The sequence below is a fragment of the Kitasatospora sp. Ki12 genome (assembly GCF_054601375.1).
The window spans coordinates 3,731,143-3,747,400 of the sequence record NZ_BAAIHT010000001.1 but is presented as its reverse complement, the minus strand read 5'-3'; the positions used below and the strand labels follow the sequence as shown (position 1 = coordinate 3,747,400).

Annotated in this window: 8 protein-coding genes and 3 pseudogenes; 7 read left to right on the top strand and 4 right to left on the bottom strand. The window is 67.7% G+C overall.

All coding sequences use genetic code 11. The features are described from left to right. Positions 1-405 precede the first annotated feature (405 nt). The 3 genes and pseudogenes from ACYP53_RS16545 to ACYP53_RS16535 all read left to right on the top strand — a co-directional run bounded on the left by ACYP53_RS16545 (position 406) and on the right by ACYP53_RS16535 (position 3,028). Positions 406-651, top strand: coding sequence for a hypothetical protein (locus ACYP53_RS16545; protein ID WP_459647823.1), 246 nt, complete (start codon positions 406-408; stop codon positions 649-651). A 451-nt stretch (positions 652-1,102) separates the two neighbouring features. Next, positions 1,103-1,519: pseudogene (locus ACYP53_RS16540) on the top strand (very short patch repair endonuclease); the annotation flags it as partial. Positions 1,520-1,717: 198 nt separating this feature from the next. Continuing rightward, positions 1,718-3,028 carry a DNA cytosine methyltransferase gene (locus ACYP53_RS16535; protein WP_459647822.1) on the top strand — a complete coding sequence of 437 codons (1,311 nt, stop codon included), beginning with the start codon at positions 1,718-1,720 and terminating at the stop codon, positions 3,026-3,028. Here ACYP53_RS16535 and ACYP53_RS16530 read toward each other — a convergent pair. The 4 genes and pseudogenes from ACYP53_RS16530 to ACYP53_RS16515 all read right to left on the bottom strand — a co-directional run. Next, on the bottom strand, positions 2,997-3,884 hold the full coding sequence (locus ACYP53_RS16530; protein ID WP_459647821.1) for a DUF6339 family protein: 888 nt from the start codon (positions 3,882-3,884) through the stop codon (positions 2,997-2,999). The two genes, ACYP53_RS16535 and ACYP53_RS16530, sit on opposite strands and share 32 nt — an antisense overlap. Next, a complete protein-coding gene (locus ACYP53_RS16525) occupies positions 3,881-4,873 on the bottom strand; it encodes a hypothetical protein (protein ID WP_459647820.1) in 993 nt (330 codons plus the stop codon). Before ACYP53_RS16525 ends, ACYP53_RS16530 begins: the two co-directional genes overlap by 4 nt. Beyond that, a pseudogene (locus ACYP53_RS16520) lies at positions 4,870-6,885 on the bottom strand (transcriptional regulator); the annotation flags it as partial. The gene ACYP53_RS16525 and the pseudogene ACYP53_RS16520, both read right to left, overlap by 4 nt. Before the next feature lie 189 nt (positions 6,886-7,074). Beyond that, a pseudogene (locus tag ACYP53_RS16515) lies at positions 7,075-7,740 on the bottom strand (sigma-70 family RNA polymerase sigma factor); the annotation flags it as partial. A gap of 704 nt (positions 7,741-8,444) precedes the next feature. Between ACYP53_RS16515 and ACYP53_RS16510 the strand changes: the two are divergent. The 4 genes from ACYP53_RS16510 (at position 8,445) to ACYP53_RS16495 (ending at position 16,201) form a co-directional block, all read left to right on the top strand. Continuing rightward, entirely contained in the window at positions 8,445-10,061 is a 1,617-nt protein-coding gene (locus ACYP53_RS16510) for an NERD domain-containing protein (protein WP_459647819.1), read from the top strand. Continuing rightward, a complete protein-coding gene (locus ACYP53_RS16505; protein WP_459647818.1) occupies positions 10,058-13,216 on the top strand; it encodes a helicase-related protein in 3,159 nt (1,052 codons plus the stop codon). The genes ACYP53_RS16510 and ACYP53_RS16505 overlap by 4 nt, the downstream gene beginning before the upstream one ends. A gap of 4 nt (positions 13,217-13,220) precedes the next feature. Beyond that, a complete protein-coding gene (drmB, locus tag ACYP53_RS16500; protein ID WP_459647817.1) occupies positions 13,221-15,104 on the top strand; it encodes a DrmB family protein in 1,884 nt (627 codons plus the stop codon). A 107-nt stretch (positions 15,105-15,211) separates the two neighbouring features. Beyond that, positions 15,212-16,201: a hypothetical protein gene (locus ACYP53_RS16495; RefSeq protein ID WP_459647816.1), complete on the top strand. Its 990-nt coding sequence runs from the start codon at positions 15,212-15,214 to the stop codon at positions 16,199-16,201. Positions 16,202-16,258: the final 57 nt, after the last annotated feature.

Here is a 16,258-nt window from a genome sequence, read left to right as displayed (position 1 = left end):
ATCCGCGCCGTCAACTCCGGGACCTCAGCGCCAGGACGGGGGCGGACCGACATCTCGCACTCCTCAGAAATCTCGCGTTCACCGTGCACCCGCGAGACTGACGCACCACCATGATCACCTGCAGCTGAACACCAAGATCCCCGACAGAGTCAAGCTAAGGACACAGCAGACGAGACCGTCGGCAAATCCCTATACAGGCGGCTCTGGGCTTCACTGCACCACGACCCGAAGCAACCTGAAGCGATCACCCCCGAAAGGCTCCTCTTCCGGACCTACTGCCAGCACTATCCGATCAACGAGACAGGAGCCGCCTACCCCGCCCTGCTCCCCCAGGTCTACTTGCACCTCGACCCTCGAACCCGCTCAGAACGCGGGGGCAAGGACAGCGTCCTGGGCCGTGAGCGTATGGACTTCCTGATCCTGCTCCCAGGAACCGAGCGAATCGTCCTGGAAGTCGACGGAAAGCAGCACTACGCCGAAGGCAACGTTGCCTCTCCGCGCCTGTACTCGAAGATGGTCGCCGAGGACCGGGCCCTACGACTCAAGGGATACCAGGTGTACCGATTCGGCGGCCACGAACTCGGACAGGCGACAGCTCCAACCATGCTCCGAGACTTCTTCGCCGCCATGGTCGAGCCACAACGCCGCTGAGTGGAACGATGCCCACCGCCACGATCAGTAGTCCCGCACCGCGCCACACGGCGAAGAGCCGGCTCGACGTCGTGGTCTCCGCTCAGCGCTTCTCGCCGCCTCTCATCGTCATCACCGCCGCGTGTGCACTGGTTGTGAAATGATCTTCCTTGAGGGTGCCATTTCTGCAGGTCAGAGGCATGTTCGATCAGAACTACGACCTGTAGCAGCACCTCCGACCTGCGGCAACACAGGTCGGCCTCTCACCGTTTCCGCAGGTCAGCACCTCGCTGGCCTGCGGAAACGCGTTCGGCCGGCTCGTGTCGAGGGCGCTGGGGCTCACGATGCGAAATGGGAGTGCACTGGGTTCGGCCTCGGGAAGCCTTGACGGCGTCGTGCGGTGACCCCGGCCGTGCCCCGACAGGCGGGAACGCGGTGTCGACGCACGCCATGGGAACGGGACAATGGACACATGCCAGCCGTACCGCCCTCCAGTCCTGAGGTCTCGGCCCGAATGAGTCGCCAGACCAGCCGTGACACAGCGGCCGAGCTAGCCGTACGGAAGATCCTCCATGCCTCGGGTTACCGCTATCGCACCCATTTTCCCGTGCCTGGCATGCGCCGACGCAAGATCGACATCGCGTTCACGAGAGCCAGGTTGGCCGTTCTCATCGACGGTTGCTTCTGGCACGGCTGCCCGGAGCACGCCACGAGCCCCAAGGCGAACGCGGACTGGTGGCGGCAGAAGCTCGACCGCAACATCGCACGGGATCTGGAGACGAACACCCAGCTGACATCCGAAGGTTGGACGGTCATGCGCTTCTGGGAACACGAATCACCGGACACCGTCGCGCGCACGGTCGCCACGGCCCTGGAAGAGGAGAGGGCGGCTCGCATAGCTCCTCGTAGGGAGCCCTCAGAGCGTGGACAACACCACCGCGCCGAGGGGACACCGCAAAGAGCAGCACCCCCAGTACTGCAGACTCGACAGGCCAAGGGCACCTGACGTTCAGCTCACCCCGTGCTCACGACGAGCCGATCGACGCCTCGGCGGCGTTGTCGCGGCGGCCGGATAGACTTCAGCCCCATGAGCAGCCCAGTAACACAGACCGACCCTCTCGACGGAGTCCGCATCCTGGACCTCTTCGCGGGTCCCGGCGGTCTCGATGTGGCCGCGCACTTCCTGGGGTACAAGAGCATCGGCATCGAATGGGATCGGAACGCCTGCGAAACGCGTTATACGGCCGGTCTGCCGACGTTCCATGCCGACGTCAGCGTCATGCGCCAGGCACGCTTCGACGAGATCCCCCGGTCGGTGGACGTGTTGGCCGGCGGCCCCCCGTGCCAGTCCTTCTCCGTGGCGGGGCGTGGCAGCGGAAGGGCAGCGCTCGACACAGTGAAGGAGTTCATCCGCCGACTCGTCTCCGGCGAGGACGAAGCCCGGATCGACGAGGATCTCCACTCCCTGAACATGGATCCACGCACCGCGCTGGTGTTGGAACCCCTCCGCTGGCTGCTCAAGGCGATAGAGACCGAGGACCGGGACCCGTATCGGGTGATCGTCCTGGAACAGGTGCCCGCGGTGCTGCCCCTGTGGGACGTCTATGCCCAACTTCTGCGCAGTGGCGAAGGACGGCTCGGAGGCTTCAAGTACGAGGCGGATTGTTGGGAGTTGAAGACCGAGGAATTCGGGGTCCCGCAGACACGCACTCGAGCGGTGCTCATCGCGCGTCTCGTGGGCTCGGGTGCCGTCTCACGGCCCGGCACGACGCACCGCACCTTCGACGTACGTCGTGGAAAGGGCAGGACGGGTCAGACGGAGGCGTTCGCGATCGATTCCCGTCCCGCGGACAACTGGGTCTCCATGGCGGAGGCACTCGATGCCGCTGACGTCCTGCCAGGATCGTCTGTCGACATGTCCAGGTTCCGTTCCAAGGGCCGGACGAAGTTCTTCGTCGTATCCAACTACGGTTCCAACGGCAACCCGAAGAAGCGTGGTCGGCGATTGTCCTCCGAACCCGCCTTCACCGTCACCGGAAAGGTGTCCCGCAACAAGATCTACCGGACACAAATGGATTACGAAGAGAACAAGTTCGACCGTTTCACGATCGCCGAGTCCGGAGTGCTCCAGACCTTCCCGCACAACTTCCCCTGGTCGGGCAACGATCAGGCTCAGCAGGTCGGAAACGCCGTGCCTCCCCTGCTCGGCATGCACGTGCTCGGCCACGCGCTGCACGACGCTGCTCCCTCGGACGCACAGTTGGCGGACTCGACGACCTGGCCGGAGGTGAGCGAGGACCTGACCGCCCGTCTGCGAGACATCGGGTGCGGCGACCGGACCCGATGCCCCGAGGACAGCCACAAGGTCAGCCGGACTCGCCGGAAGCCCGCCCCCTGACCGAGACGTCGGAGAACAGGTCCTCGAATCGGGCGACCAAGTGCCGCACCGCGTCGTCCGGGACCCGTTCCTCGTCGGGTCCGTCCGGCAAGGTGTTCCGCGGAGCGGGAAGGGCCGAGGCCCCTTCCTCGATCCACTCGCGCAAGGGGTCTCCGTCACGATCGACGTCAGGAGCGATGACGTCGTACATCAGGGTGGCCGCTGCGGCGTTGATCGCCGGCATCAGGGCATTGACCTCCCGCCCGGTCCGCACCGTTCCCCGCTCCAGGAGTCGGACCAGGGCCTGGGCGGTCGGGCGGTGGTCGATGACATCGAGCCGCACAGCGTAGTTGAGCAGGTCCTGGTTGCCGCAGGCGACGACCACCGGCCGGTAGTCCGGGCCGTCACGGAACAGTTCGGCGGTCCACCAGAGCCTGGCGAACGCCTGCTTGTAGTGCGGACCGACGACCCTGTCCCGGGCCACGGCACGCGGTGACCCGTCGGCCTTCGGGTCGGGCAGGTGACGCCACACGACGTAGTCGGGCGCCACGCCGAGGGCCAGGTAGGTCCAGAATCCCTTCTCCGCGGCTTCTCTGCGGGTCAGTCGAAGGGTTTCGTGGAGTCTCGGCGCCAACCACGCGTCCGCCGCGGTCGGCCGCTCGGTGCGGAACATGTCCATCGCGTCGTCGATCAGGTCCCGGACCCGGTACGACTCCGCTCGCACGTCATCCCCGGGCAGCGGCTCCGCCACCTTGCTCAGGGCGATGGAACGGACATCGTCCCGCCCTTCGAGCACTCCCGTCGTCAGGTACTCGGCGGCCTGCGCATCGGAGATCAGAGCGAGCCGCTCCGGCAGGTACTCCGGTCGGGAAGTCACGCGTGGGTCTCCTGCTCGAATCGTTCGATATCGCGGACAGCGGTGGTCAAGGCCTTGGGAACATCGGCGCGACGAGCTGCGGCGTACTGGATCCGCGGTTGGAGATCGGTCCAGCTTCCCTCCCCGACACGCCTGTTGTGGACTTCGCGCAGGGCCGCCTCAGCCGATCGTCCGGGGACGATGTCCGGAAGCATCTCCCGGAGCACTGCGCCGCGCCAGTCCGGCGGGAAGAGCGGGGTCCCGTCCTCCTCGATCTCCAGGTCTCCGATGGCCGTGTGGAACACCGCCGTCCACACCTCCGCGCACATCTGCGCCAGCAGCATCTCGCCCACCATGGTCTCCATCTTCGAACCCGGGCTCTGGACGAGTGCCGCGAATCCTTCGAAGTCGGAGTTCAGACGCACTGCGGGCATCCGTCCGGAGATGTCCACTATCCAGGGAACCTCTCTGAAGGGCCTCAACCACTCCTTGCCCCGGGCGAAGCTCACGGTGGTGACGTCCAGTTGGCGATCCCTCAGCGGCGCATCGGAAATCACGTCGACGAGCCAGTCCTGCTCGGTGGACCCGATGATCCTGCCCGCCACACCTCCCACCGTGGCAACCACGTGCACGGTGAGGGACGCCCGGTCGACGTGGCTGTCCCGGTCGAGCTCGACCTCCCCGGTCCATTCCTTGCCGCCATCGGTGCCGTGCCTCAACCGGGCCACCGTTCGGGCGTTGGTGACCCCCTCCGTCAAGACGGCGATGACGGCGACGTCCGACCAGTGCTTCTTCGTCTCGATCTCCCGAGCAGGCACCGTCACCGCGAGTGAGAGCCTGGCCGTGTGCCAGTCGTCCCGCTCCGCCATGCCGAGCGCGACGACCTGCTCGACCACCGACCACCCACGGGACTCCAGGTGTTCCCGGCTCTCGCCCGGACCGCGCAGCCGGACCGCGGTGACCCTGGCTGTCACCGGGCCGGTCAACCGGGGATAGGCGTAGGCCTTCATGCCTCGGCCTCCTTGCTCTCCTGAAGTTCGACGACGAGTCCGGCCAGCCCGGCTCGTACCGGATGCGTCGACACGTCGGTGACGCCGCGGAACACCGCGCGATGGCCCCCGCCCGGCGCGAAATGCAGCACGCCGTCGACCAGTTCGCAGTTGCTGACGGCGGCCAGCTCGGACCATCGCACCAACGGCCTCGGGCCGGAACGCACTTCCACCTTCGCCACCGGGCTCATGGCCCACGCCTCCTCTCCCGGCGACACCTTGACGACGGCCGTGATCTGCCAGGCGCCGGAGGAGTCGATAACGGCTTCCAGATCATCGAGCCTGGGCGGCGTGATCGTACCCCTGACCTTGACGGCAGGCTTCCCCGAGATCTTGAGTCGCTTGCCCACCCTGCTCGTGCCGTCACGCTTGTCCTTCCTCGCGACCGCCACCAGCTGCTGCACCGCCTTGTTGATCTCCGACGTCATCGCCGCGATCCGACGGTGCGCCGAGGGGGAGTAGCGCATTCTCAGTTCGTCGGTCTGACCCCACTTGTTGTGCTCCGGTGGCTCCGAGGCACGCAGGAACTCCTCCGCCTCGGCGGCGAACGGCGCGTCCTCCCCCGCCGCCCGGCCCGCGAGCAGCACGGCCTGGAACGGATTGGTCCCGACAGGGAGCCCCGGCACCCGGGTGGTCCTGACCGTCATGCGGTTTCCGCGCATCCCGGTCACCTGGTTGATCCTGCCGTCCGCGTCCGTGGCATCGGTGACCAGCAACACCGCTCGGTGCTCGCCCGCGGTGCCGGCGAGGCCTTCCCGCCCGGGAAGGTTCAGGCGCACCATGGTGAGAGCCACCTGCCCCGCAGCAGTGAGCCGGTCCACCGTGGTACCGGCCAGGAAGGCCTGGAGCGCACGGGTACGAGCGGGCTGGTGCAGCTGGGGATCGACCCGCTCCTCCGCGATGTGCGTCACACCGTTGCACAGCGTTCGGACCGACGCCTCCAAGAGCGGGGGTCGATCCCCTCCCTCCGTCATCGCAGCCCAGAAGTTGCGTCCCAGCGCACCGACCAGACGCTGGTGCATGCGCTCCAGACTGTCCTCGTCGTCGCTCGGGTCGCCGCCACCGTCCGCTCCGGCACCGACGAGGCTGGCCACGTCGTGCGCCCCCACGATCAGGAAGGACGTCCCGGGGTCGTCGTGCTCCCTGGCGAGGTGCAGGCGTTCGGCCGTCTCCTCGTCCGCCCACCAGGAACGGACCACGCTCGTGTTCTCCGCCTCAGGGTCGGGCAGCCCGAACCAGGCGGGACCCGCGAACCTCTCACCGGCCACCTCCCGCCACGGCAGGTCGAGCCGTCCGATCAACCGGCGCTCGGTGTATCCCTCGTGCGGTTCGGAGAGTGTCGAGTTCATGAGCACGAGGCCGAGCCGACTGGTGGCCCACAGGGTCGCCTTCCCGAGGCCGTACGAGCCGCCAGCCGAGGCGTCCGCCTTCCGGCTGTCGAGCTGACGCCGGACCACCGCGGCGAACCGGCCGTCCTCGTAGTCGTCGCCGGTCAGACCGCTCGCGTTGTAGTCGTCGATTCGGAGCAGGACCAGCCGATTCCCCTCGGACATCTCGCGCAGACCTGCGCTGATGACGCGTCCGACCTTCTGGTCCTGTGCGGCGGCCGCCTCGTAGTGCGGCCTGAGGCCGTCCCAGCGGATCGCGTCACGGAACCGGGCCAGATGGTCCCCGGTCAGCTCGTGGAGCGTGTAGCGAACCCTGACCGGACGGTCGTTACGTCGATCACGCTCGTCCAGGCTGTTCTGCGTGGCTTCGCGCGCCAGTACCTCCAGATCCGCCTCGAAGGCGAACGCCGCCGCGTTGCCGAACTCCCGCCCACCGTCCTCGTGACCGGGCCGGTGGTACCAGACGGGCGGTACACCGACGCCACCCGAAGAACCCTCCACCGTGGTCTGCGACCGCCTGAGGTCCGTGGCATCCATGCCGTACTCGGCCACCGGCCCGGCCGTCTGCGGACCGGGCCCGGACTGCTTCGAGGTCACCATTCCCCCTCTCTCCTCGGAACTGTGCTTTGCTTCTGCTTTGCCGACCGTGTCGCGGCGCCCCGGGGCTCCGCCGCGTGCGGCCCGATCGAGGGCCTCCCGCTTCACGGCCGCCTTCGACCGCCGCCGCTCGGATGCGGCGTTGTCCGGCATCAGGCCGAGCAGGACCGCGAGGTCCTTCAGCGCCCTGCTCTCGATCTGCCGAATGCGTTCGCGCGTGACATCGAAGCGTTTGCCGATATCGTCCAGGGTCCACTGTCGGCCGTCGACGAATCCGAATCTCAGGAACAACACTTCGCGGTCCCGTTCCGCCAGTCCGCAGTCCTCGAACCACTGCAGGAGCTCCTGGCGTTGGAACCGCGACCACAGCGCATGCTCCGGCCCCGGGACCGATGCCGTGTCGACGACCATCAACTGTCCGAGCGTCACGCCGTCACCCGCGGGCTGGTCCATCGAGAAGACCCTCCGTCGACCGAGCCGCAGGTACTCGGTCACCTTCTCCAGGGGCAGGTCACATGCAAGCGAGAGATCGAGGACGGTCGGTCGGGCTCCTCGCTCGAGGAACTCCCGCTCTCTCCGCCGGAGTTTGTCGATCTCGGTCCATATGTGGACCGGAAGCCGGATGGCCGACCCTTCGTCGGCCACTGCGCGAGTGATGCGCTGACGGATCCACAAGGTGGCGTAGGTCGAGAACTTGCACCCGACGGAGATGTCGAACTTCTCCACGGCCCGCATCAAACCGATCATGCCGTGCTGCAGGAGATCCTCGTGGTCGGGGTGATCCGCCCGGTATCCCAGCGCATGCGCGGTACTCACGACCAACCGGCGGTTGTGGACGACCATCGCGGAGAAGGCCTGATACGGCTCGCCGTCGCGTGTGAGAGAAGCGACATAGCCCTCCGGCAGTTCTTCCTCCGCCGCGATGCCGTCGCGGAAGAGAAGGGAGAGTCCCACCTCCTCCTCCGCGCTCAACAGGTACGCGTCCGGATCCGGCCGCCTTCGATCGACGCGGAGCACGACCCGGGCCAGGCGGCGTGCCGCTTCCAGGTCGTCGATACGCACCGTACCCCGGAGCCGGTCGAGGTCCGGAGTCTCCTCATCGTCATCGGGGCCGCACGAGGCGGCGTCCCCCGCGTCCTCGACGAACGCCGCTTCGGACCGGTCGGCAGGCCCGGACCCGAGCCCCTCCCCCTCGTCGGAGGAGGAGTCCACTCGGCTCCTGAGGACCGAATGCCACAGGTCGACGGCCTGTTCCTCGTCAAGGCGCGCGGCCCTCACCACCTGTGCCAACGCGGACCTGGCGTCCGCCCCTTCCGCTTCGAACCGACCGATCAGACCGACGAGGAAGTCCTGGTCGATGCCGTGAAGGCGCTCACCGAATGCACCACCGTTCACTATGATCGCCTCGCCTGGTCGCCGGTATCTGCCCGTAGTTCATCACTTAACCGGCCGCTACTGCCAGCGACTGATCGCCACGGCCCGCACTCGAGGGCCGGAAGCCGGCATTCGGTATGTTGAAGATCCGTCGGTGAGGGTGGGGAGAATTGATGCGGATCATCCCGAGCGAGATCTCGAACAGCACGCAGAGCCGGGCGGAGCGCAGCGTCTTCGCGGCGCTCAGGGCCATCCCGGACACCCGGAGCGTCGCCCTGCACTCGGTCCATCTCCCACGACACGCCCGGAAGCGCGTCGGCGAGATCGACTTCGTCGTCATCATGCCGGAACTGCTGCTCTTCATCGAGGTCAAGGGCGGCCGCGTCTGCCAGCGGGACGGCAAGTGGTACTACGGGCCGTCCGGCACCGACGAGCGCCCAGGCGAGAGCCCCTTCGCCCAGGCCAGCGGGGGCATGCACGCGTTCGAGCGCCAGCTCGGCGAGCGGGTCGGCGATCTTCGCACGCTGAAGGTCCCGAGCGGATACCTGGTGATCACGCCGGACGTGGACCTCGACCGGACCACCGAGTTCGAGCCCGAACAGTACCTGGGCAGCAAGGCCTACGCCGGCGGGCGCGGGCTGGCCGAGGGCATCACGCGAGCCACCCGCTTCTGGCGCACACGCAACTGGTGGGCGGAGAGCGCCGTACCGGCGGCGCTGCGCGAGAAGATGGTCAAGGCGATCCGCCCGGACTTCGACCTCGTACCGAACCTGCGCGCCCGACTGACAGACCTGGACGTGGCCTTCGAGCGCCTCACCGAGGAACAGCTGGACAGGCTGGACGAGCTGGAGTCGAACCCCCGCCTCGTCTGGACCGGAGGCGCCGGCACCGGCAAGACCTTCCTGGCGGCCGAGGCCGCGCGACGCAGCTCCGCCACCGGCAGCGTCCTCTTCACCGCCGTAAGCCCCACCCTGACCACCCACCTGGCCCGGATCCTCTCCGACCACCCGGTCACCGTCCTGCCGTTCGACCGGCTGGCGGAGGTCCAGAGTCAGGCCTTCGACCACCTGATCGTCGACGAGGCCCAGGACCTGATGACCTTCGACAGGCTCGGCGTCCTGGACGACCTGTCGGCGGGCGGGCTCGAACAGGGCCGATGGACCTTCATGCTGGACCAGAACAACCAGGTGCTCGCCCCGACGACCTTCGACCCCGAGGCATGGGACTACCTGCGTGGCATGGGCACGGTGTACGGGCCGATGAAGCGCAACTGCCGCAACACCGTGCAGATCGTCAGGGAGGTCCAGACGTACACGGGCGCGGACCTGGGTGTCGCCTCGGCCGGTGAAGGGGAACCTCCCTTCTTCCAGAACGTCCGGGACGTCCGGGACGAGGCCGCGCAGCTCGATGCCTACGTGAACGACCTGTTGCAGCAGGAGGTGTCCCCGCAGGACATCACGCTTCTGTCGGTCGCGGGCGACTGGGAGTCGAGCTCCGCCCGCTTCTCCCAGCGCGCGTCCAAGGTCGAACGCTTCACCGACGTGGTCGGCTCGGCTCGTACCAGGCGCAGGCTCACCTGGTCGTCCGTCGCCGACTTCAAGGGACACGAGAACCACGTCGTCTGTCTCATCGACCTCGAGCCCCAGCACCTGGACGGCCGGCTCGACGCGCTCTATGTCGCCTGCACCAGGGCTCGCGCCCAGCTCTGGGTCGCATGCCGACCAGGCGTCAGGAGAGCGCTGGGCGACCTGGGCATGGCCGTGATCACACGAGCGGGAGCACCGAAGTGACCGACAGCGAGCAGTCGCTCTCCGCCCACCGGGATGCCTACGTCTCCTACCTCCGCCGTCAACTGGTCGGTCCCGGGCCCGAGGAGGAGGAACACCTCGTCGATCCGCCGGACCGGCGCTACCTGATGGGCACGCTGTACCCGCGCGGTTCCTCCATGCTCGAACACGCGGTGTCCGAGGGCGAGGAGAGCTTCGACGAGTCGGAGGCCGGGTCCGGTGAGGAAGACGGCTTCGCCGACGATCCGGTCGCCGAGGCCAACGCCTGGCTCCCCTCCTCCCTCGGCTTCTCCTTCTTCACCGACGCCCGTCGAATCGAGGTCGTCTGCCAGGCCTCGCGCTACCTGACGCTCCGCGAGGGCGGGCGACGCAGCTGGAAACGCCAGCCGCAGCTGTCGACTTCCCTGACCGTGGAGCTCGGATCCGACTCTCCGGTCCCCTGCCTGGAGGGACACGGCCTGCTCCACGTCCGCTGGCGAAGCTTCGGCGCCGGGCACCTCGTCACCTGCGTACTGTCCAACGCGCACAAGGAGGACGAGAGCCGTCACAAGGACCGGGAGCTGATGCTCTTCCAGGTCTCGCTGCGCGCCACCACGAGCGACGGCACCGTGCTCGAATACCCGAGCACCCGCCTCAACAGCCGGGACGAGGAGGAGCAGGAGCTACGCGTCCAGTACCGGCACATCATCACCCGTGCCGTGGGTCACGGATGTGCCGTCGTGTGGGACGACAGCTCCGGCCCGGTGACCGCCCTGCGCACGGAGGTCATGCCGGAACAGGTCGTCGCGCACATCAAGCCCGACGGGCCCCGGGACCTTCCGGTCCTCAACCTTGCGCACCTGTCGAATCCCGAGCTCACGGTCGAGGATCTGCGAGACGGGCTGAACTCGTTCGTCCTCGGGTACCGCAAGTGGTTCGAGACCCAGCAGTCCGAGGCCGAGTCCCTGCCGCGGTGGGCCGCCGCTCCCGCCGGGCGCCTGCTGGGCCGGATCTGCGCGGCGCTCGACCGGATGGCCTCCGGAGTGGCCGCGCTCACCTCGTCGACACCCACCGGGGAGCGGGCGCGGGCAGCCTTCCGCCTGGCCAACCGGGCCATGGCGCTCCAGATGCTCCACAGCCGTCCCGAGCTGGCGGGCAGCCGCAGGCGCAGGAACAGCGAGGTGGTCGAGCTCACCGAGCCTCCCACCGACTACGCCTGGCACCCGTTCCAGCTCGCCTACTTCCTGCTCGTGGTCGAGAGCCTGATGATCCCGGAACACGAGGACCGGCGGACGGTCGACCTCATCTGGTTCCCGACCGGCGGTGGGAAGACCGAGGCCTACCTGCTCACCGCCTGTTTCGAGATCCTCCGCCGTCGGCTCCAGTACGGCGTCGCAGGCGGCGGCACGGCTGTTCTGAGCCGGTACACGCTCAGTCTGTTGACCACGCAGCAGTTCCAGCGCACGGCGACCGCGATCTGTGCACTGGAGTACATCCGAGCCGGGCACGACGGTGGGCTGCGCCATGACCTCGGGCAGGAACCCATCAGTATCGGGCTCTGGGTCGGCCAGGAGACGACACCGAACAGGATCTCCGCCGCGGAGCAGGAACTCGACGCCCTGAAGCAGTCGCCCGAGCCGGACGACCGCTTCCTACTGGAGCGCTGCCCCTGGTGCGGCACCGAGATCGTCCCCGAACGCAGCGGTCAGGGCCAGGACTTCGGCATCCACGCGGGCGGAGGTGAGACCTGGTTCTTCTGTCCGCGGCCGTCGTGCGTCTTCCACCACCGATTGCCCGTCGCCGTGGTGGACGAGCAGATCTATCGGGAACCACCGACCTTCGTGCTCGGCACCGTGGACAAGTTCGCGCGCCTGGCTTGGGAGTCCGAGGCCGGCAACCTCTTCGGCAAGGACGGCAGACGGGCACCGTCGCTGGTGATCCAGGACGAGCTGCACCTGCTGGCGGGTCCCCTGGGCACCACGGTCGGCCTGTACGAATCCGCCGTCCTCGAACTCTGCTCATGGCAGGGCACGACACCGAAGGTCATCGCGTCCACGGCGACGATCCGACGCTCGCAGGACCAGATCCGAAGCCTCTACGGTCGTCCCGTGCAGTTGTTCCCACCTGCGGGTCTCGAGGCGGGTCGCTCCTACTTCGCCTCGCCCGACGAGGAGAAGCCGGGACGCCTGTACGTCGGTGTGATGGCCCAGGGCCACACCGCCTCCACGGCGACCGTCCACGTGGGTGCCGCCGGCCTCCAGGCGCCGATGGACCTGGGCGACGACGGGGCACGGCGGGACGCCTACTGGACCATGGTGGCCTACCACAACAGCCTCAGGGAACTCGGCCGGACCGTCACGATCGCAAGGGACGACATCCCGGCCCGGCTGGAGCACCTGACCAAGGACGAATCCCGACGCCGCCGGCTGGACGACGACTCGGTGGTCGAACTCACCAGCAACGTTCCGCGAGCCGATCAACCCCGGCTGCTCGATCGGCTGGGACGGCGGTTCGGGGAACAAGGCAGTGTCTCCTTCCTCGCCACCACCAACATGCTGTCGGTCGGTGTCGACGTTCCCCGGCTCGGCCTGATGCTCATGAACGGGCAGCCCAAGACGACTTCCGAGTACATCCAGGCCACCAGTCGTGTGGGCCGACGCGACGTGCCGGGACTGATCGTCACGTTGTTCCGATCGACCAAGCCTCGCGACCGCTCCCACTACGAGTCGTTCGGCGTCTACCACCGTTCGCTCTACCGGCACGTCGAACCCACCAGCGTCACCCCGTGGTCACTCCCGTCCCGGGATCGTGCCCTGCACGCCGTGCTCACCATCCTCGTGCGCCACGGGATCGGGCTCTCCGCCGAGAACAGGGCCGGGGAGATCCTGGAGCACATGGACGAGGTCGCCCGGATCCGGGACCTCATCGTCGACCACGTACGGCGTGCCGACCCGGACGAGGCCGAAGACACGGCGAAGCACCTGGACGAGCGGATCGACGAGTGGCAGCAGGAGGCCGAGAATGCACGGGGCGAAGGCGGGCGACTGTACTACCGTCCCCAGGGCCGCACATTCAGTTCCCTCCTGACCGACTTCGGCAAGCAGGAGGGCCTGTGGGAGACGGCCCAATCGATGCGCAATGTCGACCGCGACTGCCTTGTCGTCGTCAGGGGGGCGTGAAGCCGTGAAGGACATCCGTCGCAAGGTCCGCAGGACGCAGACCATCGTTCCGTTCGGGGTCGGCGGGATCATCGACCTCCGAGGCGAATCGTTCGTGGCCGCGGACGTCCGCAGTTGGTCCAAGACCGCCGTACGGGTGGAGTCCCCCCGACTCGCGGCGAAACTGCGCGTGGAAGACTTCCGTTCGGCTCCCGTCATCCCGTCTGGGAAGGCGGCCTACACCAGCCGCAACGGGCCTACGTACGTGCGCTTCCCGAAGTGGCTCTTCTGCCCTCTCTGCCGGACGATGGCGTTCTGGAAGACCTCGCTCGAGGAGAAGGACCGGGTTCCCACCTGTGGGCGCTGCCCGGGCAGGCCGAAACTGGCGCCCATGCGTTTCATCCAGGTCTGTCGGGCCGGTCACCTGGCCGACATCCCCTGGGTTCGCTGGGCTCATTCGGCGAGTGAGGGGCACGATCAACGACAGTGCCGGTCCAGTCGGCTCCGGTTCCTCGCCACCCCCGAATCGTCCGGCCTCGAGGCCCTGCACGTCGTATGCGAGACCTGCCACGCCCGGCGGGACCTCTCGGGGATCAGCCACAAGAACGTCCTGCGAAGGCTGGGGATGAACTGCCCCGGGACCCATCCCTGGCAGTACGAGGCCGACGAACCGGAATCCTGTGAGGAGACCCCTCAGGCAGTACAGCGCGGTGCGGCCAACGTCTACTTCCCGGTCGTCCACTCCGCGATCGACATCCCGACCCCGAGCGGCCCGTCTGAGCAGGACCCCGCGGTCCAACTGGTCCTCGACAATCGCCTCTGGCCCGACTACCGGGACCGCTACGGCAGTCCGATCGCCGACAGCTTCCGGGCCATCATCGCCGACGAGTGCGGGGTTTCCGAGGAGTTCGTCGAAGAGATCGGGCGCCGCGCCTCCGAGCAGGGCGCCCCGTCCTCGCCGTTCGGCTCGGACGAGCACCTCAGCATCGCCGAGTGGGCGGCGTTCTCCGATCCGGAGTCCGTGCCCGGGTCGAAGACGTTCTCCGTGCGCCGGACGCGTCTCGACATCGCCAGCACCGCCCCGCACTCGATGCAGGAGCTGGATCGAAGGGTCGCCTCCGTCGTCGTGGCGGACAGGGTGCGCGAGGTCCGAGCGCTCGAAGGCTTCTCCCGTTACGAACCCAGCTCCGGCGACAGCGACGAGGGCGGTCGACTCGTCTCGGTCGACACGGCGAAGCGGGCGAAGTGGCTGCCCGCGGTTGAGACCTACGGCGAGGGGATCTTCGTATCCCTGAACGAAGAGCGCCTGACCGACTGGGAGCGACTCGAACCGGTCCGCCTCTGGACCCAACGGATCGAGCGGGACCTGACCACCTCGTTCAAGGTCGACCGGTTGAGGGACAAGTCGGGGCCGGTGCTGCTTCCGCGCTTCGTCATGCTGCACACACTGGCCCACCACTTCATCCGTCAGCTGTCCTACGACAGCGGCTACAACGCGGCATCCCTGCGAGAACGCGTCTACGCCCGAAGCCACCCCACGGACAGCACGTATCCGCCACAGGCCGGCGTGTTCATCTACACGGCCGCCGGGGACACCGAGGGGACCCTCGGCGGGCTCGTCCGTCAGGGTCGGCCACCCTATCTGGGGGAGACGTTGATCCGCCTGCTCGAATCGGCCCAGTGGTGTTCGCAGGATCCGCTGTGCGCCGACTCGACGGGCCGGTCGCTGGCCAACCTGAACCGCGCGGCGTGCCACGCCTGCACCCTGCTCCCGGAGACCTGCTGCGAGATCGACAACTCCCTCCTGGACCGGACACTCCTGATCGGCGGCAACGAGGTTCCCGGCTTCTTCCAGGAGGTGCTGCGGGCGGCCCTGTTGGAGTCGGCCGAGGCGGTGGAAGGGGCATGAGGTTCCCTTCGCTACTGGAACTCGGGGGCGACCAGAGGGCGGTGGTCGAACTGCCGTTCCGGGGAAACCATGTCGTGACCGGTCCTCCTGGCGGAGGAAAGACCGTGATGGCCGTCTACCGTGCGTGGGTGCTGGCCACGGCAGGCCGAGAGGTCGTCCTCCTCACCCGCTACAATCTGCTGCACCAGTACATCGCGCAAATGGCCCCGGAGCTGACCAGGACGCCACGCGTGACCACCTGCGCCCGGTGGCTCAATGCCTTGTGGCGGGAGAACTTCGAAAGCGAACCGCCACGGTCCGCCGAGGACGAGCGGCGCTACGACTGGGTCGAGATGCAGCGGAATTGCGTGCTGCGGGGCGTCGGGGTGACAACGCATCTCGTCGTCGACGAAGGCCAGAACCTACCGCTCGGCTTCTACCGCCTCTGCCGCGTCCTCGGCGTCGATGTCACGGTCTTCGCGGACGAGAACCAGCGCATCGGTGCGGAGGAGACGGCACTGTCCGAGGTCTGTCGAACGCTCGGTGCGCCGGCTGCTCCGGTGAAACTGCGGCAGGACCACCGGAGCAGCCGTGAGATCGCCCTGCTGGCATCGGAGTTCCACGTGGACAACCGAACCGGGCTGCCGTTGCCCACGCGTTCTGGCAGCGTGCCCGTCGTCATGCGGGTTCCGTCCCTCGACGGTCTCCTCACCGGAATCGTCCAGTACTTCAACGCCCATCAGGGCCGGAGCATCGGGATCATCTGCAGGTCGGTCCAGATGATCCGGGAGATCCAGGGCGGGCTGGCGTCCCGCGGGCTCGCGAAGATGACCCAGGCGTACGTCTTCGACGACCGTTACCGGGACGCCATGGACTTCTCGACCCGTCCCATCCGGATCGTCAGCACGGCGAGCATGAAGGGCCTGGAGTTCGACAGCGTCTTCGTCCCCGACCTGGACGGCTACACCGAGGACCCGACCGGAGTCGAGGCACGCCTCCGCTTCCTCGTGCTCTGCACCCGAGCCCGCGAGGATCTGCACTTCATCCATCGAGGAACTCACGAGCCCCCCATCACGGCAGCGATCCCCGACGCCCTGCTGACACGCCACCACGGCTGACCGGGCTCGCTCCCTACAGTGCGACAACCTCTCGGCTTCCGCTCGGCGCTTCTCACC

Excerpts from the sequence above, each read along its gene's own strand:
- ACYP53_RS16535 (WP_459647822.1), top strand. The coding sequence starts at position 1,718 with ATGAGCAGCCCAGTAACACAGACCGACCCTCTCGACGGAGTCCGCATC.
- ACYP53_RS16495 (WP_459647816.1), top strand. The coding sequence starts at position 15,212 with ATGGCCGTCTACCGTGCGTGGGTGCTGGCCACGGCAGGCCGAGAGGTC.
- ACYP53_RS16545 (WP_459647823.1), top strand. The coding sequence starts at position 406 with ATGGACTTCCTGATCCTGCTCCCAGGAACCGAGCGAATCGTCCTGGAA.
- ACYP53_RS16510 (WP_459647819.1), top strand. The coding sequence starts at position 8,445 with ATGCGGATCATCCCGAGCGAGATCTCGAACAGCACGCAGAGCCGGGCG.
- ACYP53_RS16525 (WP_459647820.1), bottom strand. The coding sequence starts at position 4,873 with ATGAAGGCCTACGCCTATCCCCGGTTGACCGGCCCGGTGACAGCCAGG.